We start from the raw sequence: 24,775 nt of genomic DNA, 5'->3' as shown, positions 1-24,775 counted from the left end.
GTGGATTCGGATTCTCATCGTTAGGCAGGAATGTCAATCCACGCAGACCCGGCTGGAGCCAGGGTTACCTCCCGGTTCAGCCCAGTGATAGTCGTCGTCACCTCATCGAAACTGACATTGGTCACCAGCAATACGCCAGCCTCGTCGTAGCACGCCGTCTCGACGCGAGGATCAGCGGCAACGTATTGGCCATCGAACTCGTCGTCACGACCAGCGGCCCACCAGATTGCCCGGTGCAGCAAACGCGAATTGTCGACGGTGTACGGAAGACCAGCCAGGTAAACTGCCCGACCTTTGCCGAGGGTGTGGACAGCAGCTTGGATTGAATCGTCCTCAAGCTTCAACACCTCTGTGTCGTCACACACCGGGACGATCTCGGGAGCGACCGGCCCAACCTCCAGGGTCAAACCATCGGTGATGAAGTGAGAATCGACAACATTCGGGTACCGGTCAGTCGACAGGCTCCAACCGATCTCGCGGTCCACACCGAAAACGTCAGACAGCTGGAGGACCGCACCATTGTCAGGCCAGTAGGTAGGCTCACCGACTCCGATGAAACCGCCGCCACGAGCCACGAAAGCACGCACCGCTTCCTGAACCTTGACATCGGCCCATTCTTGAGCTCCGGAGAAGGCAGTTCCGCCAGCTCCAGCGTTGATGAGCACCCCGATCCCCTCGGGAACCCCGTCGCGGATGTCGTCGAAATCGAGCCAGTCGATGTCGAAAGGCAGACCAGCCAACGACTCGATGACACCCAGATACGGTTCAGCCTGCTTGTAGTACAAGGCGTGGGCAACCATGTGGGTCATCCACGTGCGACGAGCTCCCCAACAGTTGAGAATGCCGATCCGGAACGGCGCAACCCTCGGGGTCTTGCCGCCGCTACGCTCCCAAATGTCACGGAACTCCTGGCAGATCTGGCTGATCCGCGCCATAAACTCGGGGTACTTATTGGCCAAAGAGAGGTATCCGCCGTAGCCAATACGGTCCAAAGGCTTGCGGACGATGGCGCGACGAGCCTGCACCCAGGAGGTGTTCGCCTCCCCCACCGGGTCTCCCTCGTCATTGAAAACGTCAGGGAAGAAGTAGGGCAGGAATCGTCCCTCGGTGTAGCGGACCCCCGGAATATCCGAAATCATCCGACAGGTAGCGGCAGATCCCACAGAACCAACCACGGCGTCCAAACCCGTGGTGGCGAACAGTTCACCGTAGGGTTCGGTGCCAATCCAGTTATCCCCGAGGAACATCATCGCCTCGCGGCCCTTGTCATGACAGATCTCGACAAGTCGTCGCACCCGATCGGTCACGAAGCGGTTGAGGAAGGCAATCCACGCCTTGAAGAACGGGGAAGGAGGACGGAAGGAGGAGTTGTGGTAGCCGGCGTCGATGAAGTCCTCCGGGTCGATCTTCCATCCGGTCTCAGCCTCAAAGGCCTCCATCAGCGGCACCGACACCGAGGCGGAGTAGCCGAACCAGTCGACGAACTTCTCCTTGGCCTTGTCGTTGAAGTAGAGAGTGAAGTGGTAGAAGAACGTCGTGAACCGGACCACGTTGATCTCTGGGTGCGCATCGAGCCATTCGGCCAACGCTTCCTGAACATGGTTCCAGGTGGCGGGATAGGCGACGTCGAAGGGGTGCTCCTTGGTGCGGGTGGGGTCGTTTTCCCAGTGATTCGTCGTGTAGTTGTACATCTGGGTGGTATCCCAGATCTGGGCTCCCAGGAATGCCACGGTGTAGACGTGGCCAGCCTTCGCGGGCACCGTCACCACGCAATCGGCACCCTCGCCGCTGACCGTCCAGTCATCAATGACCTCGCCGGTGGTACGGTCTCGCACCTGCCACCAGCGTTTGACGTCGACGTCGGTGTCCGGTCGAAGCTGCTCGGCGAAGAACCCACGCATGATATGGATGTCAAGCGGGCCGTCTTCGAGAGCTGGGACCCGGTCTGAGCACAGGTACATACTGACGTGCTCGTCGAGGTGGTCCAGTGCCCAGGCCTCATCTCCGCGAGCACAGAAACGGGTTGAATAAACCTTCGTCCCCAAGTCAGAGACGATCTTCGGCAACCACGTGCCATCGCTGTTACGGACCGCATCGGCACCGAGACGCTCGATGATCGCGGCCAGCTCGTCGTCCATTCCCTCCTCAACTGGCAGGGTGACTCGTCCCGAGGTATGGGAATCAGGCGCGGTCATAGGGCATTCCTCCTTGAGTGCGGTTGGGCTTTGATCTTACCGGCAGTAACGCGGCGAATTTGGCCTCTTGCTCACTATCTGTGAACGTGTTCATGGTTAAGATACCTTGTTCATGGCGCTACGAATCCGTTTCGGCGACACCGTGACCCGAGTGCCCAGGCGCTGGGCGAAGTACTGGACCCGGAGTTCCTCTAACATGAACCCAATCTCCTCGACCTCTGCGGGGAGTTTTCCGGCTGGTTGTTCTTCGCACAGATCGTCGTACTCGGCCAACAGTGGTTCTAGCTGGGCCATCTGACGCGGATCTCGCGACGGATTCGTCATGAGCGATTCGATACGTACGCTGACACCCTGTATCCAGCGCGCCATGTCGTCGTACCAGGGGTCCGGGGTAGCCGAGATGAAGTTCTCGAAGATGAGATCGTCAATCTGGGCGGTAATGTCAGCGCGGATTACCGGGTCTGAGACTGTTGCCAGGGCCTGACGGGCCTCGACAAGTCGAGTGAGAATTGTGCCTGCGGTGCGCACCACTCGAGCCATTCGATCAGCCTGGCCCTGACGGACAGCCAGGGCAAGATCATCGAAGCTCTCCTTAGTACGAATCCCAGACAGGTCCCCAGCTTTCTCATGGGCAACCGAATCGACCGCCTTATGACGAGCATCGGCCAGCAGGGCCGGGACGGTGGGATAGGGCGAGGTCGACAGGGCCAGCTTGGTGCCATTGTCCATATGGGAGACGACCCATTTCGTTGGGTCGGGCAGGGTGAGCACGAGCAGCCTCACAACGCCTGCGGCGTGGCTGGTTCGTTGAGCCCGCGATGTGTCGAGAACGGTGGTGCCAACCCCGGTGCCCTCGTCAACCAGGCAGGGGTAGCCAACGGCGTCAGCACCCTTACGCGATAGATCAACCCGTTGCGGGATCGGATCGAAAACCCACCGGGTCGCCCCATGAATCTGGGGCCGTCCGGCGGCCTTCGTCAAGGATTGCGAGACCTTGGGGGCCAAATCGGCTTGCAATGATTCGAGATCCTCGGATCTGGCGACATACGTGGGCCGAGAGAAGGCCGACTTGTTCTTGCCGCCTTTCTTAGACTTCTTGCCCACCGCACGCCCTTCGGTGTCGACAATGTCGAAGCCGACCCGCAGATGAGCTGGGATAGCGCCGGTGTCCCAGTCGTCCGTCTCGACGACAACTCCGGTGAGACCCCGCAATGCCCGCCCGAGTTCCTCGGTAAAGGGAGCCTGCCGGTCAGCGCCATTGTCCTCCAGCCAGGTCAGCGCAGCTCGAGCGCGATCAGGAGCGGGAACAAGTTGTGTCCGAATGCGCTTGGGGAGGGCGCGGATAAGTTCAGTCGCCAGTTCAGTGCGCAAGCCCGGAACCTGCCAACTGAAGGGCGCAGTTGGAACCTGGTTAAGCAGGGCCAGCGGGATGGTGACGGTAACACCGTCATGGCCGGACCCCGGCTCAAAAACGTATCGGACGGGAAGATCAAGATTGCCAACCTGCCAGTGATCGGGGAAGGCGTCGGCATCAACAGAGTCGGAGTCAACAAGGTCGTCGAGGGACAAGTCGAGCTGGTGACGGTCCTGGACCCGTCGCCACCAGGCGTCGAAATGAGAACCAGAGACAATGCCTTCTGGAACACGGCGATCATAGAAAGCGAAGATCGCGTCATCATCGGCAACCAGACCGCGTTGCCGACTGCGCTCCTCAAGATCGGCCGCCTCGTCTCGTACCCGATCATTATGTTTGAGAAAGCCGTGGTGAGATCGCCAGTCTCGTTCCACCAAGGCGGAACGAATGAAGATCTGCCGGGAAACTACCGGGTCGATACGTCCGTAATTGACGCGACGATCCGCCCATAGTGGCACCCCAAAGAGAGTTGCCCGCTCTGTGGCAACGACGGAAGCTGTCGAGGCTGCCCAGTGAGGAGCCTCCCACGAGCGTTTAATGAGGGGTCCGGCGACTTCCTCCACCCACTCGGGGCGAATCGCTGCCACCGTCCTGGCCCACAGCCTGGTTGTCTCCACCAGTTCGACAGCGACGACGAGTTCCGGAGACTTGCGCGCCAACAAGGAACCAGGATTGATAGCAAATTTGGTGCCACGAGCCCCGATGTACTCCTGAGGGCCAGGACGACGACCGCGCCGCTTCGACGACTCCCGGATCTGTACCAGGCCGATATGGGACAGCAAACCTGACAACAGCGCGACAAGCACTCGGTCAGTGGGGGCCGGAGTGCGGTTGATCTCCAAGTGCAGTTCTTTGGCAATCTGGCACAATTGACCGTGCAGGTCATCCCATTCACGCACGCGTAAGTAGTTGATGTATTCGTCACGACACATTCGCCGGAAGGCTGAGGACCCCATGTGCCGACGCTGATGACGCAGATAGCGCCACAGCCGGTGAATAGCCATGATGTCGCCGCCCTCATCAATACCACCTGGCTGAGGCTGACGAGTCCGTCTTTCGGCAGGGGTATGCGGGGTACGGCGCACCGGTTGTGGTTCCGAAGTGTTGGCCGACTGCTGGTGAACCTGCTGACGAACGTGGGACCAATCACCTGCCCGGTTGTTGTCGGCGTTGTCGGCCGCCTGGAGAGTCTGCAGCAAGTTCGCCTCAGTGGCGAAACGTCGGTGAAAGCTGTCAGCCTCTTCGCGTTTCTCGACCGGACGCTCCCGAACGTCTCGAATGGACAGTGCAGCGACGATGACGAGGACCTCGGCAAGGCTGCCCTGTTGTGCCCCTTCCAACAACATACGTCCCAGGCGCGGATCCAGTGGAACGCGGGCGAGCTGATGGCCGATCTTAGTCAATCGAGGAGCGTCGCGATGGCCGGTTTTGAGAGCCCCCAGCTCGTCAAGCAGCCGGATACCGTCATTAATCCGGGAGCGGTCTGGGGCTTCGACAAAGGGGAAATCGGTGATGGCACCGAGTCGGGCTTGGGCCATCTGCAGGATGACCGCCGCCAGATTGGTGCGTAGGATCTCTGGCTCGGTGAACTCGGGACGCGATTCGAAGTCGGCCTCGGAATAGAGCCGAATGCAGATACCCGGGGCCACGCGACCGCATCGTCCGGCCCGCTGGTTGGCACTGGCTTGGGAGATGGGTTCAATGGGAAGACGTTGCACCTTGGTTCGCACCGAATAGCGCGAGATACGGGCGGTTCCCGGATCGATGACGTAGCGAATGCCTGGCACTGTCAGGGAGGTTTCGGCGACATTGGTGGCAAGCACGATGCGACGACCGCTATGCGGGGTGAAGACGCGGTGCTGTTCGGCGGCAGACAGCCGGGCAAACAGCGGCAAGATCTCAGTATTGGACAATGCGAGGTCAGACAACGCGTCGGCGGTCTCGCGGATCTCCTGCTCACCGGCCAGAAAAATGAGGATGTCACCGTCCCCTTCTTGCGTAAGTTCCTCGACAGCTCGGCAAATACCGGTAACTTGGTCAAGAACCTCGTCATTGGCAGTGGTCGGGTCAGGAGAAGACGGAAGCTCTAGGAAATCCTCATCGTCATCATCGTTGGTGCTCGACAGCTCGGAGTCTGTGCGGATCTGCTCAGAAGGGTCCAGCGGGCGGTACCGGACCTCCACCGGATAGGTTCGTCCAGAGACCTCGATAACGGGGGCGTCATCAAAATGGGCCGCGAATCTCGCTGTGTCGATGGTGGCCGATGTGATGATGACCTTGAGATCGGGACGCCGTGGCAACAGCTGCTTGAGGTAGCCCAGAAGGAAATCAATGTTGAGGCTACGCTCGTGGGCCTCGTCGATGATGATGGTGTCATGGGCACGTAGGTCACGGTCGTGCGAGATCTCAGCCAACAGCACACCGTCAGTCATAACCGTGAGCGCCGTGTCGGACGTGGCGCGACGAGTGAATCGCACCTGGTAGCCGACTTGCTCCCCCAGATCGACCCCCATTTCTTCCGCGACGCGCTCGGCGACACTGCGAGCAGCAATCCTGCGAGGCTGGGTATGAGCGATGTGACGACGTCCTAGAGCCAGGCAGATTTTGGGCAACTGGGTGGTCTTTCCCGATCCAGTTTCACCAGCCACCACCACGACTTGATGGCTCTGGATGAGGTCAGCAATCTCGTCGGCGTGTGCCGCGATGGGAAGCTCGGTGTCGAAAGCAACAACTCCCCCGCCGGGCAGCTCACCTTCTAGTCGTGAATCAGGCATGACCGGCTCAGTCTATGTGCAATGTCTGACACTCAGCGACAAGCTCTTGTGGATCTTCCCGGGGCTGAAATCAAAAACCCTCGTTACGCAACCAGAAACTCACCCGCCCCGAAGGTAACCGTGATGCAGCTGAGCTGGGCACCTGTCAGTGGCAGATGGCCAGCGGAGACTGGGCGTGGGCCATAATGCCGCGGCTGACTCCGCCAGCGGTCCACCCCAGGATCGGGTGCTTCTTCATGCCTATCACGAGAAGGTCGACGTCCCCAGACAGATCGACCAAGGCGTTCACCGGCTCCCCGGAGAGCACCCGAGTCTCGACCTCAACGTCGGGATGGTCGTGAGCGACGGACTTGACAACCTCGTTGAGCCGTTTGAGGGCCTCGTCGTGAACCTTCTGAGAATCCTGTGCCGGAACGGTCACTGCCACCAGCTTGCCACCGCGCAGCTCGGCCTCAGTGAATCCGAATCCAAGGGCGGCAGTTCCTGCGCTCTGAGGGCCGACGGCGACGGCAACACGCTTCTTGTCACCGGTCGGATCAGGGTTGGACGCGCGGGAGATGACGACGACGGGTGCAGCCGACATACCAGCCACTGCCACAGAGGTCGACCCGACGAACATTCGCTCCAGACCCGAGCTGGCACGACGACCGACAACGACCAGCTGGGCGTCGGCGCTGCGGTCGGCGATAATAGCTGCCGGATTACCCAGAACCACCTCGCCAGAAATGCGATTAGGGTCCATACCGCGTCCCTTGGCGACATTGATCGCGTCTGCGACGACGACCTGGCCGGCGTCTTGCAAAGCGGTCGGGTCATAGACAACACCCCAGGCACCAGCGACAGCGGCGTCGTCAACAGCGTGAAGGACGATGAGATCGGCGTCTCTCCTGATTGCGGACCCTGCAGCATACCGGGCGGCGCGCAGACCGTCCTGCGAGCCGTCGACTCCAACGATGACGGTGGCGCGGGAAGCCTTCGATGAGGTTCGGTCGTCAGTCATGGTGGTCCTCCTCAGTGAGACGTCAGGAGCACTGGCTCCATGTCACATTCTCCCACCACTGAGCTTGGAGTAAAAGGACTCAGGTCACGATCCGTCTTCAAAAGTGGTTCTCCCCCGCAGCTTGCGAGCTAGTTCATTGTCCAATCCATCAGCCAGCCTCGACATGATGGAGACTGCCTGGTGCAGGTGCGCAGCAACAAAGGGACGCGCCATCACCGACATCGTGACGAAGACTCGGTCTTGGTGCAGTGCGAAGCGCCCATACCGGGATTGGACATTGAGATCGTTAAGCACCTCAACGGCGCGAGATCGTCCCTCAATGTCGTGGACGAGGACTGCGAAAAGCAGCAATTCTGAGGCGTCTGGGGTGGTGCGCACGAACACCATGGACGTGCCGACTCGAATGGCAAAGTCACCTTCACTATCACGAATCGCGGGATAGCCGAACATTTGCGACAACTCATCGGCAACGAGGCGATCAAGGTGGTCCTTGTCAACCGGCATGATGGCGGGGACGCTGGCCGTCTCGGTGGGAGACAACGGTGGCTCAGGCTGCAAAATCTCTGCCAGCTGGTCAGGGGCCAAAAACACCGGGTGGGGGACACCGAAAATGTCACGAAGGGTCGCCACGGCCAGTTCAGCAAGCTGCTCGCTGTCTTCCTGACTTCGGTAAACCCAATAATTCTCAGTCTTATGAGACACACAGGTCCCAGGGGCCTGCCATCCCAGCGCCCTCAACCCGTCAAGCTGACCGGAAGTGAGCTGGGACCTGTCTGGCAGGCAGCTATTGCTGGAGGCCTCGGCCAGGATCATCGCAGTGTCATTGCTGAGACCGGGGTCGTCCTGCACAAAGCGAATGAAAGGCGTGGGGTCGTTGTGCGCTGACAAGGTCGAAATCGTCAACTCGCCATCGTCGTCAATGACGGAGACGACCTCAGCCAGACGCTCGGTGAACTGACCCCAGGCCTGTGCTGTGCTGCGGTCCGGATCGAACGCGAAGTCTGGTTGCTCTTCCATGCTTGCAACCTAGTCGGTCAGGAGGCATATGTGCAGCTGGAACTTCTCGTGTCACCCCGGCAGTGTCAACAACCTCATGAACCGCAACAGCTCGGCACCCTCATGAATCCAGTGTTGGACAAACGCGCCGGGGCAACGACCCTGATATGACGGCGGGTGGGGGGCACAGCATTCCGGCTGTACCCCCAACCACACACCATCAGATCAGCTGCAGCCGCTGGTAGACCCGCAGCCCTCACAGACATAGCAGGAACCTGACGGACGCATCTTTGTTCCGCAGGTCATGCACAACGGCGCATCGACCTCGCGGCCCATCTGATCTTCGAGCAGCTCAGCACTGGTATGGGCACCACCGACTCGCTCCACGGTCTCCTGGGCTGCGAAGAGCCCAGGCTGATTGGCACCGTCCTCATGTACCCTGACGCGATCGGCCGCAGTGTCCTTGAGGGTCTCGGAGTCGATGAGCTCACTTTCCTCCTCATCGGACAGGTAGGAGCCGGTCTCGACATACCGGGCCCGTTCAGCTGCGGTGTAAATGCCCAGCTCGGCGCGCTCGTCGAAGTCCAAGTAGTCCAAGGCCAGACGACGGAACACGTAGTCAATGATCGACGACGCAATGCGAATGTCCGGGTCATCCGTCATCCCTGCTGGCTCAAACTTGAGGTTGGAGAATTTCTGGACGAAGGACTCCAGCGGCACACCATACTGCAGACCGATGGACACCGCGATGGAGAAAGCGTCCATGACACCGGCGAGAGTCGACCCCTGTTTGCCGAGCTTGAGGAAGATCTCACCCAGGCGACCGGAATCATAAGCACCTGTCGTGAGGTAACCGCCAGCTCCCGAGACCTGGAAGCTCGTGGTACGGCCCATGCGCGACTTCGGTAGGCGCTGACGGCGCGGACGGTACTCGATACGAACTTCCGGCTCGGCCTTCTTCTCCTCGTCCTTCTTCTTGACCTCAGACAGAGGCTGCCCAACCTTGCAGTTGTCCCGGTACACAGCCAAGGCCTTGAGACCGAGCTTCCAACCCTCCATATAGACATTTGCGATGTCCTCGACGGTGGAGGACTCCGGTAGATTGACAGTCTTGGAGATGGCACCGGACAGGAAAGGCTGAACGGCAGCCATCATCCGCACGTGACCCATCGGGGCGATGAAGCGAGTACCCATAGCGCAGTCAAAGACCTCGTAATGGGCCTCGTCGAGTTCTGGGGCTCCCACGACCGTGCCGTTGTCGGAGATGTACGCCACGATCTTCTCAGACTGCTCCGGGGTGTAACCGAGATTCTTGAGAGCTCGCGGCACAGTCTGATTGACGATCTGCATGGAACCGCCGCCAACCATCTTCTTGAATTTCACCAGTGAGAAGTCCGGCTCAATGCCAGTGGTGTCGCAGTCCATCATGAAGCCGATGGTGCCGGTCGGGGCCAGCACCGATGCCTGAGCGTTACGAAAACCGTTGGAGCGCCCCAGTTCGACAACCTTGTCCCATTCGGCCTTGGCAGCCGCCAGCACGGCGGTGTCGTTGTCGTGTAGCGGATGGACCTGACGGTTGGCGTCGCGATGCTTGGCCATGACGGCTTGGTGCGGCTCGGCGTTCTCGGCATACCCAGCGTAAGGACCGACAATGGCCGCCAACTCGGCGGAGCGTCGGTAGGAAACACCGGTCATGAGGGAAGTGATGGCAGCGGCCAACGCACGACCGCCGTCAGAGTCATATCCCAGGCCCAAGGCCATGAGAAGGGCACCCAGGTTGGCATATCCGATTCCAAGCTGCCGGAACTTACGGGTGGTTTCTCCGATGGCCTCGGTCGGGAAGTCTGCAAAGCAGACAGAAATGTCCATCGCAGTGATGACCAACTCAACAGCCTTGGTGAACCTCTCGACGTCGAAGTGATCGTCCTGGTCGAGGAACTTCAGCAGGTTGAGGCTGGCCAGGTTACACGAGGAATTGTCCAGACTCATGTACTCCGAACATGGGTTGGAGGCGTTGATTCGGCCACTGTTCGGGGTCGTGTGCCAAGCATTGATGGTGTCGTCATATTGCAGACCCGGGTCGGCGCACTCCCATGCGGCCTGGGCAATCTTGCCGAACAATTCCCTGGCGTCAACGGTCTCGAGCACCTTGCCTGGCTCAGTGCGAGAAGTCAGTCCGAAAGGCTTGCCCTGCTCGACAGCTGTCATGAAGGCATCCGAAACACGTACCGAGTTATTGGCGTTCTGGTACTGGACGCTGACGATGTCTCGACCACCCAGATCCATGTCGAACCCGGCGTCGCGCAAAGCACGAATCTTGTCCTCTTCACGCGCCTTAGTCTCAATGAACTCCTCAACATCGGGGTGATCGATGTCGAGGACGACCATCTTGGCAGCGCGGCGGGTTGCGCCTCCGGACTTGATGGTTCCCGCCGAGGCGTCGGCACCACGCATGAAGGACACCGGACCGGAAGCGGTACCTCCGGAGCTCAACAACTCCTTAGAAGAACGAATACGGGAGATATTGAGCCCGGCCCCAGAACCACCTTTAAAGATGAATCCCTCTTCCCGGTACCAGTTGAGGATCGACTCCATGGAATCATCCACCGAGAGGATAAAGCAGGCGCTGACCTGCTGAGGACTCGTCGTACCGACGTTGAACCACACCGGGGAGTTAAAGCTGAAGTACTGGTGAACCAACAGCCAGGTCAGCTCCTCACCGAAGACCTTGGCGTCCTCATCGGATGCGAAATATCCGTTTTCACGTCCGGACGTCACGTAAGCGTTGACGACACGGTTGATGAGGGTCTTCAGACTGTCCTCACGGGCGGGGGTACCAAGGGCGCCGCGGAAGTACTTATTCGTGACGATCGTCGAGGCGTTGACGCTCCAAAAGTCGGGAAACTCAACCCCATCCTGTTCGAAGACCACATCACCGGTGCGCCAGTTCGTCTGAACGACATCGCGGCGCTCCCACGTCACCTCGTCATAGGGATGGACGCCCTCGGTGCTGAAAATGCGCTCGACGTGCAGCCCTTTGGGGCGGCTGGTCCTGCTTGGTGCGGACTTGCTCTCGGTCATGGCTCCCTCTAGATATTCGTCTTTTAATCGTCTTTAGTTTCGGTAGTCGCTGTGAACTCAGGCGCACCTGGCTGCAGCTCGTCAGAACAGCGGTTCGTCCTGCTTCGAAGGCTGCTTGTGGCCCGAGGACCGCGTTTTTTCAGGGGACTCGTCGCGCAACCGATCGATCTCAGCGGCAAAGTCATCAATAGTGTCGTAGTTCAGATACACACTCGCGAATCGCAGATACGCGATGGGGTCCAGCTCTCGAAGTGGACCCAGAATCGCCAGCCCAATCTCGTCACTGGGAATCTCCGCGACTCCCCTGGCCCGAAGACCATCCTCGACGCGTTGTCCCAGCAAGGCCAGATCCGCATCCGTGACTGGGCGTCCCTTGCACGCATTGCGCACCCCACGAATCACTTTGTCTCGGGAAAAAGGTTCTTCGATGCCATTGCGTTTGTGAACCGTCATCTGCATGCGTTCGATGGTGGTGAACCGTCGTTCACACACCGGACACTGCCGTCTCCTACGGATCGCAGTGCCGTCTTCACACACTCGGGAGTCCAGGACTCGGGAGTCGTCATGGTGACAGAACGGGCAGCGCATCGTCGCCTCCTTCCCTGACCTCTGTACGGCTCATGTGCCGTCGATCCAGAAGACTACTCCAACTTTGGACCAAAAACACAACTTGTAGGGATAGCAAGATCACCTACCACAACATCTGGTGTCGATGGGAATCATCGAGGATGTGGTTTGCTCTTCCGTCAAGCCGCCACGCGAGACATGCTGCAGATCACTTCACCATCAGGACTTCACATCGGACAGATCACCCGACTGATGTCCAGCAGTCTGAACGACGGCAGTCGTATCGGAGTGATCGCTCTCAAGGTTGCCCTGCCACACCTGACCAAGGCGCGCCAGGGACAAAATCACACCAACAACCATCACGGCGACGGTAGCTATCACAGCGACATCCCAGAACCGATCACGCACCCACTCACGGCTCGCAACAGCGCCAGGGCACCCCGCCATCAACTTCCGACGATCTATGACGACCACCGGTTCGGCCAGTTCATCCTGCCATGGCCCGACGATCAGGTCACCTTGCCGACTGGTCGTCGTGTCAACATCCCACTCATACGCTTGAGTACTCATCGGATCACCTCTCTGCCGACGAGAGCCATCCGCTCCCGTCAGCGGCCTCGGAACAGATCCCGAAACGGGCCGACGGCACAACCTCCGTCGGCGTCATCAATGACATCCGGTCCGACCGACAAATTCGCCGCCACCAGAGTGGAACACCAAGAGAACACCCTAGTCACACGCACTCTTCAGGTCTATCGACAACACATATCGACGCCGCCTTGACCTCACGGAACAGCACCGGCCGAGCACTGTCGTACCCGACCTATAGCGTGACCTTTGTGACCACCGATACGCCTGGAGCTGACACCTCGGACCCAGCCGCCGTTTCGTCAGCCGTCCCGTCCACCCCTACCCGTGAGCCTTCCGCCAAGGAACGCGAGATCCTTGCCGCCGTCAAGGAGGCGCGGCATGACGGTCGGGTGCCGACTGTTCGTGCCCTAGCCGCCATGACAGGAGCAGCTAGTACGTCGACTATTCAAAGACGTATCTCAGCTCTCATCGACCTGGGCTTGCTACGGCGGGTTAACGGCGTCCTTGAGGTCGTGGAGGATGCCGTCACTGTCGACAATTCGCACGGACTCCAGGCCTTACAGATTAAGGTTTTCAACCCGAGTGAAAGCGACGACGATGAGCGTCACGACACTGCCATTGCGGTGCCTTCCCAACTACTCGGTCATGGCGATCACGTGGTGGTTGTCGTTCGCGACGATGGGATGACACCCGATTTCCGTCTTGGGGACCTTGTCCTCGTTCAACAGCTGTCCGCAGCAGACCTTCCTGACGATCCGCCCGAAACCTATTTCGTGGCGGCCACGGTGGGAGGTACGACGATCGTCCGCACCTTGGCCAAGATTGGAGGGAAACCGTGGCTGATGGCCTCAAACCCTGCTCACTCGCCGATCAACCTCGATGATGCTTTTCTCGTGGGTCGCGCCGTCTCGGTTATGAGACACCTTTAATCGTTCACTCCCCCAACCTACGCAACGCCCCGATGGCCATATTGCGATCTGTCGTTATCCAAAATGACGGCATTGACGCCCTTAGAAAACCTCCATATCGCGCTGTCACCAACCGAGGGTCCAACACGGCGACCACACCTCGGTCGTCAGAACGTCGAATGAGCCGACCCGCCCCTTGGGCCAACAAGAGCGCCGCGTGCCCAGCCGACACCGTCATGAAGCCATTACCGCCCGCATCCTGAACTGCTTCACTCCGTGCCGCCATAAGTGGATCATCTGGGCGTGGAAAGGGGATCCGGTCAATGATGACCAACCGGCAGGTATCGCCAGGAACGTCCACCCCCTGCCACAGTGACAAGGTCCCAAACAGACACGTCGACGGGTCACCTGTGAATCGGCGGGTGAGATCAGCCAAATGCCCCTCCCCCTGGCACAGCACCGGAATGCCCGGCATGACCGTGCGCATATGTTCAGCTGCGGCCATTGCATTACGTTGAGAGGAAAACAGTCCGAGGCTACGTCCGCCAGCGGCCCGGACCAGCTCAACGAGATCGTCCAGGGCTTGTGCCGAAATGCCGTCTCGTCCTGGGCGCGGGAGGGATCTGGCGACATATAGAATCCCCTGCTTCGAATAGTCGAACGGTGAACCGACGTCAACTCCTCGCCACCCCATCTGAGTGTCGAGAACCTCCGGGGTATCCCCTTTGATCTGCTCGTGTGGCGGCAACCCGACGTTGCGCGCGGTGGTCAGGAAATTACCGCCAATACACAAGGTGGCCGAAGTCAAGATGGTGGTCGCCGCCGCAAAGACGTTCTCGCGCAGCGGGCCTGACACGCTCAATGGCGCCACGTGAATGCTGCGATACCCCTTCTCTGATTCCGAGACCCACACCACGTCAGCAGCCGCCATCGACACCATGCGATCAGCAGTCTCAAAAACCTCACGCATGGCGGCCTGAGCTTGTACTCTCTCGGCGTCGACTGATTCTCGGGACTCCTCGTCTCGTCGCCCCAGTTGGCTTACCGCTTCCCTGGCCAAATTCCGCACCAGCGTGCAGGCCTGTATGACCTGGGTATCGGGGCTGGTCACCTGCCCCGGCGCGGTCGCCTCCAGAGCATTGGCCAACACGTCGGCCTCATGAAGCAAGTCCGCACTGACGTCATCGTCCAGCCATGTCGTCGCCCGTTTCGCCGTCATCGTCACGAGTGAAGAGGACAGATCTTTGGACGCAGCCCGGGTGAACCGATCCACCAACTCGTGAGCCTCGTCAATAATCACGGCGTCGTGCTCTGGCAGCACATTGTTTCCATTCAGCGCGTCGATTGCGAGCATGGCGTGATTGGTGACAATGAGGTCAGCGTTTCGAGCCTTCTCGCGAGCCGCTTCGGACAGACACTCACTGCCGAAAGGGCAACGCTGAGCCCCCAAACACTCGTTGGCTGGCACACTCACTTGGGCCCAAGCCAAGGGGGTGTGCGCAGGCGCATCATCACGATCACCGAGTTCGGACGCCTCGACCTGCTCCTCAGCCCATTCGCGCAACATGACGACCTCGGCTCCTAAGGCAGAAGCAGGGGTAGCGCGTCGGGCTTCCTCATCCTCAGCGGCCAGATCAGCCCCCGGGACCAGGGCGTCCTGCCCTTTGAGTGCTGTGGAACCACCACGCACCTTGTGCAAACAGATGTGGTTGTTGCGCCCCTTAAGAACCGCCACTTTTGGCCGACGAGACAAGATTTTGTCCGATGCGGCCAGGATTGCCGGAATGTCCTTGTGAGCAAGCTGGGCCTGCAAGGCAAGGGTGGCAGTGGTGACGATCACCCGAGCCCCATCCTCAATGCAGTGAACCAGGGCTGGTGCCAGGTATCCCAGAGATTTGCCGGTACCGGTCCCGGCCTGAACCAGAAGGTGTAGCTCCTCACGTATCGCCTGGTCGACAGCCTCGACCATCCGCACCTGACCGGCCCTCTCCTGGCCTCCCATCTGCGAAACGGTCATGGTGAGAAGGTCGCGGCACATCTTGGTGACTTCAGCCGCCTCACGAGCCATGGCACGCCTCCTCGACCTCGGCTGCCAAAGCCGGGTGGAGATGAGCGATGACATGGGTGCCATCGGCGGTGTGATCGATGAGTTCGATCGTCCCGTTGTGGTGAATCTTGTCTATCAGGTCTCCGCGCGCGTAAGGCACGATGACGTCGACCTTCTGGGAGGGTACTGGCAGCTCGGCCTCGATCGCCGTGACAAGCTCGTCAATCCCCTCACCGGTATGCGCGGAGATGAAATAAGCGCCAGGGAAGGTCGATCGCAACGTCACAATGGTGTCGTCGTCGAGACGATCAATCTTGTTGAGCACCAGGATTTCCGGAATCTTGCTCGCGCCGATTCCCGCCAGAACGCCACGTACAGCATCGACCTGCCCGACTGGGTCAGGGTCAGATGTGTCGACAACGTGCACCAGCACGTCGGCCATGGCTGTTTCCTCGAGGGTGGAGGAAAAAGCCTCGACTAAATCGTGCGGAAGATGTCTCACGAAGCCGACGGTGTCGGTGAGGGTGTAGACGCGACCATCTGAGGTGGCAGTACGACGGGTGGTCGGATCGAGGGTGGCAAAGAGGGCATTCTCCACGAGCACTCCGGCACGAGTCAGCCGGTTGAGCAGCGAGGACTTACCTGCATTGGTGTATCCGACGATGGCAACAGAAGGCACCTTGCTGCGAACGCGATCTGCTCGTTTGGAGGCACGGGTGGATTCGATGTGCTTGAGACGACGACGCAGCACGGCAATGCGATGGCCAATACGCCGTCTGTCAGTCTCAATGCGAGTCTCGCCAGGGCCACGACCACCGATACCGGCACCACCAGCCGCTCGGCCACCAGTCTGGCGAGAGAGGTTTCCGCCCCAACCACGCAGTCGCTGCTTGAGGTAAGTGAGTTGAGCCAATTCGACCTGAGTACGACCCTCCACGCTGTGAGCGTGCTGGGCAAAGATGTCGAGGATTAATGCTGTCCGGTCGACCACCTTGACCTTGACGCGATCCTCTAGATTGCGAAGCTGGGCAGCGTCGAGTTCACCATCACAGATAACCGTGTCGGCACCTGTAGCTCGAACCACCTCGGCCAGCTCAGCCACCTTGCCAGAACCGATATACGTCGCCGGATCGGGAGTCGTTCGTCGTTGCATTAGGGCCTCGAGGACTTGTGAACCCGCTGTTTCAGCCAAGGCCTTGAGCTCTGCCATGGCATTCTCGGCATCGGCAGCCGACCCTTGAGTCCATACCGAACAGAGCACCACTCGCTCGAGGCGCAACTGACGGTACTCGACCTCCGAGATGTCGGACAGGTCGGTCGACATACCCGGTACACGAGTCAGGGATAACCGTGCATCCAGGTCAAACTGGTCACCGTCATATTCATTCTGATCGTCAGCGACATCCTCCGCGAAGTCGAGTGCATTCTCGCGCTCGTCGTCGAGTCGCGCGGTGTCTCTTGCGGTGTCGCTCACCCGGTCCCCGTCCTGTTGGCCCACTACTTTGCGCCCCGATGCCTGGTGATTCCAAGTCATCGTCATCGCGCCAAGTGTACGAGCACAGGCCGACAGGTGAACAGCCCGACTTCGCTGTTGCTCACTTCTCGGGAAGGCTGACCTTCCCGGTTGCAAGAATGACCGCAGGTCCCCTCAGCACTGCGGCATATCCGTTATCTGCAGGGCTGAGGGTGACAATGACGTGACCGCCAGGTACATGGACCGTCCAGGGACCACGGTGACCAGTACGGGTTGCCATCGTCGCTGCCACTGCCACGGTTCCAGTTCCGCACGACATCGTTTCCCCCGAGCCACGCTCGTGAACCCTCATCGAGACAGAATGACCATCCAGCTGCTCAACAAATTCCACATTGGCCCCGTGCGGGAAAACCGACCGGGGACGCCACGTCGGCGATTCGTCGAGATTGAGCGAGGTGATGGTGGTGTGATCGGTCACCACAACGGCATGAGGATTACCAACGTCGATCTTGCACGCCGGCCACCACCTCTCTTGATGCTCGATGGTCACCTCGTCGTTCTCAACACGAACCGTCCCCATCGTCACCGAGACATCGCCATTGTCATGCAGGGTGATGTGCCGTACCCCAGCGCGCGTCGCGACATCGGCTTCGTCACCCGTGATCCGCCCGGTTTGCGCCAGATAGCGCGCAAAAACCCGCAGTCCGTTGCCACACATCTCGGCGATGGTGCCATCGGCGTTCCGGTAATCCATAAACCACAGATCGGGATCACCATCCCAGTCCGCGACTTCACCAGCCCGCAAAGCCTGCAAGGTACCGTCAGCGCCAATACCGAATCGACGATGGCACAGCCATCGCACCTGCTCACTGGTCAGGGGGGCCGGGCGATCGACAATCACGAAGTCATTGCCGGTCCCGTGTCCCTTCCAGAACGTCGTCGTCATGTCGTCAATCCTCCTTGTCGGCGGAAAGGGCGGTCAACACCCGTGCCACAACCTTGTCATCAAGATCAGAATCGAGTGCATTGAACCATTCAATACGATCGTCTCGGCGGTACCACATGAGCTGTTTTCGGGCGAAACGACGAGTACCGGAGACGGTGCGACGACGGGCCTCGTCCTCGTCGTATTCGCCGTCGAGAAACTCCAGCACTTGCCGGTACCCGAGAGCTCGGCTGGCCGTGAGACCGTCTCTCAACCCGTCATCGGCTAAGGCTCGAACCTCGTCGACCAGCCCTTCCTGCCACATCTGGTCAACCCGATCAGCGATACGTCGATCCATGTCCTCGCGAGGAAGCTCCAGACCGATTTGCACCGTGTTAGGCCAGTGGAAAGTCCCGTCGGGAATGGTCGCAGTAAATGATCCGGTCAGCTCGACGACTTCAAGAGCCCGGACAATCCTCCTACCGTTTCGAGGCAAGATTGATGTAGCCGCCTTCGGATCTCGTCGTGCAAGTTCTTCATGCAAGGCCTCAGGACCTTCAGTATTCAATCTCTCCTGCCACTTCGCCCGGACTTTCGGATCAGTGGGAGGAACGGTCATTTCGTCGATGATCGCCTTGGTATAGAGGGCTGAACCGCCAACCAACACGGGGATAACACCTCGAGACAGGCAATCTTCCGTGGCTGCCCGGGCCAGTGTCTGTATGAGAACGATCGAGGATGGTTCGGTGACGTCGAGAATCGACACCAGGTGGTGCTTCACAGCGCGTTGCTCGGAAACCGTGGGGGTGGCGGTACCGATGTCCATCCCCCGATACACCACCATTGAATCGGTATTGATGATCTCGGCAGGGTGACCATCACGCGCCAGACGTAAACAGACCCGTACCGCCAGCCCTGATTTGCCGCTGGCTGTGGGCCCAAGAAAACACATGACCGGCAGATTCACATCCTTATCATTGCGCACCATTCCGACATCCTGAGATCAACGCGGAGAGCGAAAACCCTCACGGGAGTGGACCATCTCGTAGGTAGCCTGGAGTGGTCATCCCCGAGAGGGGGAAACCTCCCGAAAGGAGATCACATGGGACTCTTTGACAAGGCCAAAGAAGCCGTCAGCGATCATCAGGACGACATCAAGGACAAGGCCAGCCAGCACAGCGACAAGGTCGAGCAGGGTATCGACAAAGCTGGCGAAGCTGTCAACGACAAGACGAACGGCAAGTTCTCCGATCAGGTTGACAAGGGCCAGGATGCCCTCAAAGACAAGCTTGGCGACCTGTGAGTCGTCCACGACATGACGTGGCCTGTCCCTATGGGACCCGCTTCGGATGGGAGCGGATGAGCTGCGACACGAGGGGTGATGCTCCACCGAGCGTCGCCCCTCGTTACATCTCTAAAGCTTTCTAGGTGTAGCTGCGCATGACGTTGCTTACACCTGTGGGCAGTAACGACGCGGGTGGCTGGTCTGGTCAGGCGGTGTTGGACCACACGTCTTCGCCCAGCCCCGATCGCAGCAACGCCATCGAGGCGGGATGGATCGTTGATCAGTAGGTGGCAGCCGATGGCCGTTGACGGTGTTCCAGGCCACCGCCTCAGCACCGCCACACCATCCACACCCTCGTTTGTGATGAGCCTGTTTAATTAAGCATTTTCAATAAAGGACTCGAGATGGTCGAATATAACGACCCCATCAACCTTGATGACAATGCGAGCAGAAAGCGTGTTTAGATTGAATTTATCCTTTTTTGGTTTTTTACCGTATTCATCGGAATACCATGTGATCTTAATATCCTCTAATTGAATCCGGCGGCTAGCGGCAACCCTATATGCGTGCGGCTCATCCGATTTAACAGTATCCTTAGTTACAGTATAAATATAAACGTCATTGTCATCGTCATCTTGGCGAATTTTAATTGAGTCATACATTGAATCCTCTATCATTATCAAGGTGCCTCGAGCCGGCTCGTCCCATGATATCTGATGCGGATCTGTTGATGATGTAGAACACGAGGTGAGGAGGCCACCAACGAGGGCCGCGACCAGTACCACCTGGCCACATTTTGCCTTCACCATGATGACCTCCTCACGTTACTGTCTTAGACGCGTGTTCCTACGTCTACGATGCTACTCATCCTAGCACTCCAAGGATGCGTAGCCCCTTCAGGGCAGCGGCACCTGCCACCCCGATTTCATCAACTGGAGTTACAACAAATAGTGCGATGACTGCGACAACGCCAACCCCAACTAGCACTGTTTCAGGGCTCATTTCCGGCATCTGAAAAGAGACACCCGTGCCTCGCGGTGTCAAAATGTAGGAAACCGTAACACTCAGCCTCGTTTCCAAACCGCTACTTCCTGGCGCGAGATTGTCGGACTCAGCCTTAATGTCAAGAATCAGCTGACCTGATTCAGTACTTGCGATCCGGTAGGAAATCGTCCCAGATTTAACAGATGCCGCAATTAACATTAACCGCTGTTCAAAATCAAGGCTGCTACCTAGATGTTCAAAATCGAAAGTGGCGCTACTACCACTAATTTGATTTTTCGTTTCCACAGTCAGATCGCCACTATTATCCACGGCAATATTTATAGTGCCGAACCATCCAGATGTCATACCCACCGTTTCAGACACGGTAATGTCAACATCCACATCAAAAGCTCCACTTGAAACATGATTAACCCGTACAGATCGATCGTGCTCCAACTCATAGTTTACAAAATTCCCATAGAAACCAAGAGGTTCGAGAACATAACGAATGAACGCCTGCTTCGCAGCTTCTACTCGAGTCTTAAGATTAAGACGTTCTAGATCGTCAGGAGTATACTCTCGCACATTATCAAAGTGACTCGCCGCCTTATCGAGACCAGAGTATGCGTCCTTGTCTAGAGGAAATGACGGTGAAGAGTCAAAGGTGAACTCATGAAACTGATCAAATGCCCAGTTCTTCGGAATAGGATACCCAAGATTACCGGAAAATCCAGTCGACATATCGGCAACAAAAGAAGTCGATGCGTATCCCCTACTACTCACCTCTTTACACACCAACCGTGGACCATAGACTCCTACTTTAAACTTTGATTCATTTTTTTGGCTATGAAAGACCCCAGAAATCTGTTGAAAATAGGGCACTACGAGGTCATCGATTTGAAATCCATAAGCATCGAAATCAACAGCAAAGTAGATAGTCGTCCCACTGGGGAACCCCAGGAGATCAGCTGCATTGATAGCGGTGAGCGCATCCACAATTCCTTGTCGCGGCGAAGCGAAATAATCTGAATAGTATCCCCCATCCTGATAGATTGGGAACACCGATAAACCAGCATTCTCCATATATCTAACTTCTTGCAAGGTCATGGCTTTCGACACATGATTTGCGCCGACGGTGCCAGTAAGATACCGTCCCACATGTGTGTATCCAGCTGCGCGAAGATCATGCGCTTGCTGTTGATTCAACACTGTCGCACAGTCACAAGCCCGAGCTGTTCTATCTGGATCACCTTTGGATGTAAAAAGACTCATCCACGTTGTAGGGTCGATCACCCCTGACCGTGGAAGAGCTAAATCTTTTTGAAACTCTTGTATCGCGGCTGAAAACCCTTGATCTCAAGGAGTTCACCGACTGGTTGGCCGGACAGTACGTCATGCAGTTGCCAGGTGCGTCGTTCCGGCAAATGATCAGTAGGTTCTTCCGGATCTACGGCAAGAACAACCACAACGAACTCAAACCACTCCAGACCCGTGGCGGCGAGGAATCCCAGAAGGATGCCATCGCGACCCTGATCGCTTTGTTCCAGTACTACAGCTCCATCGAGGACTTCAAGCACCAGCTCCAAAGCGCTGAGGACATGATTGCAGCGTTCAGAGCTGCCAGACGCTACGAGTTCATCCCCTCGGCAGTTGACGGGCTGACCAAGTACAAGCAGAACGTCGTCGAGATCGCCTCCCTGGAGCAGGAACGTGCTCAACTGGCCGAATCTGATGAAGCGACAGTCGATCCGAACGACGTCGAACACGCCAACGCCCGCAACGAACTCAACCGCCAACTCGGCGACGTTCGACGCCTCATCAAAGACAGACGCGACGAGCTACATCTGCTCGATTTGAACCTACGCCACGGCGCATACCCCACCGAGGCCGACCTCAAGAGCCTGCAAGAATTCTTCCCTGAAGCGAACCTGGCCAAGCTTGTCGAGGTCGAGAAGTTCCACACCAAGATCCAGACGATCCTTGCTGAAGAACTCACCCAAGCCCGCGAGCGCGTCCAACGCGAGGTAACCGAGCTTCAAGAACACCACGACCGCATCCTTTCCCAGATGGATGCGATCCCCACATCCAAAGCGTTCACGCCAGAATTCCTCGACGCCTACACCAACTTGGATCGACGGATCACCAAGCTCAAAGAGCAGAACGAAGCGTTCGACCAAAACAACAAGCTCCAGACCGCGAAACGAGAAGCCAATACGCGCTACCAAAACCAACTCGAAAGCGTGCTGGCACAAATCGAAATCGCCATCAACACGCAGATGGACGCCATCAACGACGAGGTCACCGGCGGGGAGTACAACGCGCCACGACTGACCATCAAGGCCTTCAATTCCTATTACTTCGAAACCCCGAAGGACAAAGGTACCGGCACAAATCATCGCAGCATGATCATGTACGACCTGGCCGTGCTGCAGAACACCGTGCTCCCTGCGCTGGCACACGACTCGATCATGTTCGACTCCATGCCGAGACCGGACCTTAGCAACCTCATCCGCGTCTACGCGAATCAAGCGGAGAAGCAAATCTTCATCGCCGTCGATAAGACAAGTGAATGCACTCGCGAGGCCCAAACAATCCTACAAGAAACCACCGTCCTCAAATTGGACAACAACGAGAAGGCGCTCTTTGGAGAGAAGTGGAGCCGGAAGGAACGTCCATGAAGATCCAATACAACAAGCTCTGGAAACTCCTCATCGACAAGAACATGAACAAGGTCCAGCTGCGAGACAAGGCGAGCATCAGTAGTAACTCCCTAGCTAAGCTTGGCAAGAACGAACCCGTACACATGGACGTGCTCATGAAGATCGCGACAGCACTCGACTGCAAGGTCGAGGACCTGTTCGAAACGCATCAAGAAAACTAAGTGTCGTTGCGCATGACCGCTTGTACAACCTGGCTTGGAGGTCAGACTCGCTGCCTATGCCGTCCTCTGTTCAGGACCGTGGCGCACCAATAGACGGAATACCAAGCATGGTGACATCGGGCTGAGAGGACGATTCCTGGCGAATCTGCCATGCATCTCCACCACGGGTACGACGCATATTTACCAAACCACCGTCGGCAACCAGATGGTGGGGATGGCCAGACGTGATGACGACCTCGCCGATGTCCCCTGGACGCGGGACCTCATCGCCTGGGGCCACACTGACATGAACCAAGCGGTTGTCCCGAGCCCTTCCAGTGACGCGATGAGTAACCCCATCTTTACGCCCCTCCCCCTCGGCGAACATCACTTCAACGGTGCGGCCCACCTGAGCCTTGTTCTCCTGCCATGCAATGTCGTCGACAAGAGCGACGAGGCGTTCGTAACGCTCCTGGACAATCGGTTTAGGAACTTGGTCCGCCATGACTCCAGCTGGGGTATTGGGGCGGATGGAGTACTGGAAAGTGAAGGCCGCAGAGAATCTCGACTCTTTGACGACGCGCATGGTCTCGTCGAAATCCTCGTCGGTCTCCCCCGGGAATCCCACAATGATGTCAGTCGTGATGGCGGCGTCCGGAATGGCCTCACGTACCCGATCGAGAATGCCAAGGAACTTCTTAGAACGGTAGGACCGTCGCATTCGACGCAGCACATCGTCAGATCCAGACTGCAAAGGCATATGCAGGCTGGGCATGACATTGGGCGTCTCCGCCATTGCTTCGATGACGTCATCAGTAAAAGCAGCCGGATGTGGTGACGTGAATCGTACCCTCTCCAAACCGTCGATCTCTCCGCAGGCACGCAACAGTTTGGCAAAAGCGCCACGATCCCCGAACTGAACCCCATAAGAGTTCACGTTCTGACCGAGCAGGGTAATCTCCTGGACCCCTTCACCGACAAGAGCTCTGATCTCCGAAAGGATTTCACCTGGTCGCCGGTCAGTCTCTTTGCCGCGCAGCTGCGGAACGATGCAGAAGGTGCAGGTGTTGTTGCACCCCACTGAGATGGACACCCACGCCGAATAGGCCGAATCGCGTCGAGTTGGCAGGTTGGAGGGGAAGGTAACCAAAGACTCCTCGATCTCCACCTGGGCCGTGGCATTGTGACGAGCCCTCTTCAAAAGAGTCGGCAGAGAACCGACATTGTTCGTACCGAACACGACGTCGACCCATGGTGCCCTAGCGACAACGGTGTCTTTGTCCTTCTGGGCCATGCAGCCGCCAACAGCAAGCTGCATTCCAGGATGAGCAGCCTTCACCGAAGCCATGTGGCCAAGGGTGCCGTAGAGACGATTATCGGCATTCTCTCGGACCGCGCAGGTATTGAAGACAACGACGTCAGCCGGAGCCAACGTATCGGTTCTGGGGTCGGGAACGTAACCGGCCTCCTCGAGAAGACCGGCGATGCGCTCGGAGTCGTGGACATTCATCTGGCACCCGTAAGTCACGACCCGGTAGGTCGGAGCCTCGGCGTGCGGCAAGGTGTTATCGGGCATGGCTCGAACACTCTACGTCATCGGACCACTCTGTTTCTCCTACCACCTTGTGTACCCCCTGCCATATGGGCTAGCTGTCGCAGTTCATGAGGTAGAGC

The 24,775-nt window shown here is 58.2% G+C and carries 18 protein-coding genes; 4 read left to right on the top strand and 14 right to left on the bottom strand.

Features of this window, described 5'->3' with window-relative positions:
* Nucleotides 1-20: 20 nt before the first annotated feature.
* From gnpA to Q4B98_RS01990, 7 genes are all read right to left on the bottom strand, one after another.
* Complete coding sequence (gene gnpA / locus Q4B98_RS02020) at nt 21-2,195, bottom strand: 1,3-beta-galactosyl-N-acetylhexosamine phosphorylase (RefSeq protein WP_303195072.1); 2,175 nt, start codon at nt 2,193-2,195, stop codon at nt 21-23.
* A gap of 96 nt (nt 2,196-2,291) precedes the next feature.
* Entirely contained in the window at nt 2,292-6,383 is a 4,092-nt protein-coding gene (gene hrpA, locus Q4B98_RS02015; protein WP_303195070.1) for an ATP-dependent RNA helicase HrpA, read from the bottom strand.
* Nucleotides 6,384-6,528: 145 nt separating this feature from the next.
* A complete protein-coding gene (locus Q4B98_RS02010) occupies nt 6,529-7,383 on the bottom strand; it encodes a universal stress protein (RefSeq protein ID WP_303195068.1) in 855 nt (284 codons plus the stop codon).
* An 84-nt stretch (nt 7,384-7,467) separates the two neighbouring features.
* Nucleotides 7,468-8,400, bottom strand: a complete 933-nt coding sequence (locus tag Q4B98_RS02005) for a YbjN domain-containing protein (RefSeq protein ID WP_303195066.1) — start codon at nt 8,398-8,400, stop codon at nt 7,468-7,470.
* 204 nt (nt 8,401-8,604) lie between these two features.
* On the bottom strand, nt 8,605-11,460 hold the full coding sequence (locus Q4B98_RS02000; protein WP_303195064.1) for a vitamin B12-dependent ribonucleotide reductase: 2,856 nt from the start codon (nt 11,458-11,460) through the stop codon (nt 8,605-8,607).
* 81 nt (nt 11,461-11,541) lie between these two features.
* Nucleotides 11,542-12,048, bottom strand: coding sequence for a transcriptional regulator NrdR (gene nrdR / locus Q4B98_RS01995; RefSeq protein WP_303195062.1), 507 nt, complete (start codon nt 12,046-12,048; stop codon nt 11,542-11,544).
* 198 nt (nt 12,049-12,246) lie between these two features.
* Complete coding sequence (locus tag Q4B98_RS01990) at nt 12,247-12,597, bottom strand: hypothetical protein (RefSeq protein WP_303195060.1); 351 nt, start codon at nt 12,595-12,597, stop codon at nt 12,247-12,249.
* A gap of 269 nt (nt 12,598-12,866) precedes the next feature.
* Here Q4B98_RS01990 and Q4B98_RS01985 point away from each other — a divergent pair, with 269 nt between their 5' ends.
* Complete coding sequence (locus tag Q4B98_RS01985; protein WP_303195057.1) at nt 12,867-13,547, top strand: LexA family transcriptional regulator; 681 nt, start codon at nt 12,867-12,869, stop codon at nt 13,545-13,547.
* 4 nt (nt 13,548-13,551) lie between these two features.
* On the opposite strand, the gene Q4B98_RS01980 is transcribed toward Q4B98_RS01985, so the two are convergent.
* From Q4B98_RS01980 to miaA, 4 genes are all read right to left on the bottom strand, one after another.
* Complete coding sequence (locus tag Q4B98_RS01980) at nt 13,552-15,594, bottom strand: ATP-dependent DNA helicase (RefSeq protein WP_303195055.1); 2,043 nt, start codon at nt 15,592-15,594, stop codon at nt 13,552-13,554.
* Nucleotides 15,584-17,107, bottom strand: coding sequence for a GTPase HflX (gene hflX, locus Q4B98_RS01975; RefSeq protein WP_303195604.1), 1,524 nt, complete (start codon nt 17,105-17,107; stop codon nt 15,584-15,586). The genes Q4B98_RS01980 and hflX overlap by 11 nt, the downstream gene beginning before the upstream one ends.
* Before the next feature lie 61 nt (nt 17,108-17,168).
* Complete coding sequence (gene dapF / locus Q4B98_RS01970) at nt 17,169-17,993, bottom strand: diaminopimelate epimerase (protein WP_303195053.1); 825 nt, start codon at nt 17,991-17,993, stop codon at nt 17,169-17,171.
* A 4-nt stretch (nt 17,994-17,997) separates the two neighbouring features.
* The gene (gene miaA / locus Q4B98_RS01965) at nt 17,998-18,957 is read right to left on the bottom strand and encodes a tRNA (adenosine(37)-N6)-dimethylallyltransferase MiaA (RefSeq protein ID WP_303195602.1); all 960 of its coding nucleotides are present in this window, start codon (nt 18,955-18,957) and stop codon (nt 17,998-18,000) included.
* 117 nt (nt 18,958-19,074) lie between these two features.
* Between miaA and Q4B98_RS01960 the strand changes: the two genes are divergently transcribed.
* Nucleotides 19,075-19,275, top strand: coding sequence for an antitoxin (locus tag Q4B98_RS01960; RefSeq protein WP_303195052.1), 201 nt, complete (start codon nt 19,075-19,077; stop codon nt 19,273-19,275).
* Nucleotides 19,276-19,634: 359 nt separating this feature from the next.
* Here the strand turns inward: Q4B98_RS01960 and Q4B98_RS01955 are convergent, their stop codons facing one another.
* Together Q4B98_RS01955 and Q4B98_RS01950 are read right to left on the bottom strand one after the other, a co-directional pair.
* Nucleotides 19,635-20,066 carry a hypothetical protein gene (locus tag Q4B98_RS01955; protein WP_303195051.1) on the bottom strand — a complete coding sequence of 144 codons (432 nt, stop codon included), beginning with the start codon at nt 20,064-20,066 and terminating at the stop codon, nt 19,635-19,637.
* A gap of 55 nt (nt 20,067-20,121) precedes the next feature.
* Nucleotides 20,122-21,513 carry a glycoside hydrolase domain-containing protein gene (locus tag Q4B98_RS01950; protein WP_303195049.1) on the bottom strand — a complete coding sequence of 464 codons (1,392 nt, stop codon included), beginning with the start codon at nt 21,511-21,513 and terminating at the stop codon, nt 20,122-20,124.
* Between the two features lie 29 nt (nt 21,514-21,542).
* Here Q4B98_RS01950 and Q4B98_RS01945 point away from each other — a divergent pair, with 29 nt between their 5' ends.
* Both Q4B98_RS01945 and Q4B98_RS01940 read left to right on the top strand, forming a co-directional pair.
* Nucleotides 21,543-22,919, top strand: a complete 1,377-nt coding sequence (locus tag Q4B98_RS01945; RefSeq protein WP_303195048.1) for a DUF2326 domain-containing protein — start codon at nt 21,543-21,545, stop codon at nt 22,917-22,919.
* Nucleotides 22,916-23,122 carry a helix-turn-helix transcriptional regulator gene (locus tag Q4B98_RS01940; protein ID WP_303195046.1) on the top strand — a complete coding sequence of 69 codons (207 nt, stop codon included), beginning with the start codon at nt 22,916-22,918 and terminating at the stop codon, nt 23,120-23,122. Before Q4B98_RS01945 ends, Q4B98_RS01940 begins: the two co-directional genes overlap by 4 nt.
* Before the next feature lie 70 nt (nt 23,123-23,192).
* On the opposite strand, the gene miaB is transcribed toward Q4B98_RS01940, so the two are convergent.
* Nucleotides 23,193-24,677, bottom strand: coding sequence for a tRNA (N6-isopentenyl adenosine(37)-C2)-methylthiotransferase MiaB (gene miaB / locus Q4B98_RS01935; protein ID WP_303195044.1), 1,485 nt, complete (start codon nt 24,675-24,677; stop codon nt 23,193-23,195).
* Nucleotides 24,678-24,775: the final 98 nt, after the last annotated feature.

The sequence above is a fragment of the Cutibacterium sp. genome (assembly GCF_030525615.1).
GTDB lineage: Bacteria > Actinomycetota > Actinomycetes > Propionibacteriales > Propionibacteriaceae > Cutibacterium.
The sequence above is the reverse complement of the archived record's forward strand: the minus strand, read 5'-3'. Positions and strand labels throughout refer to the sequence as shown.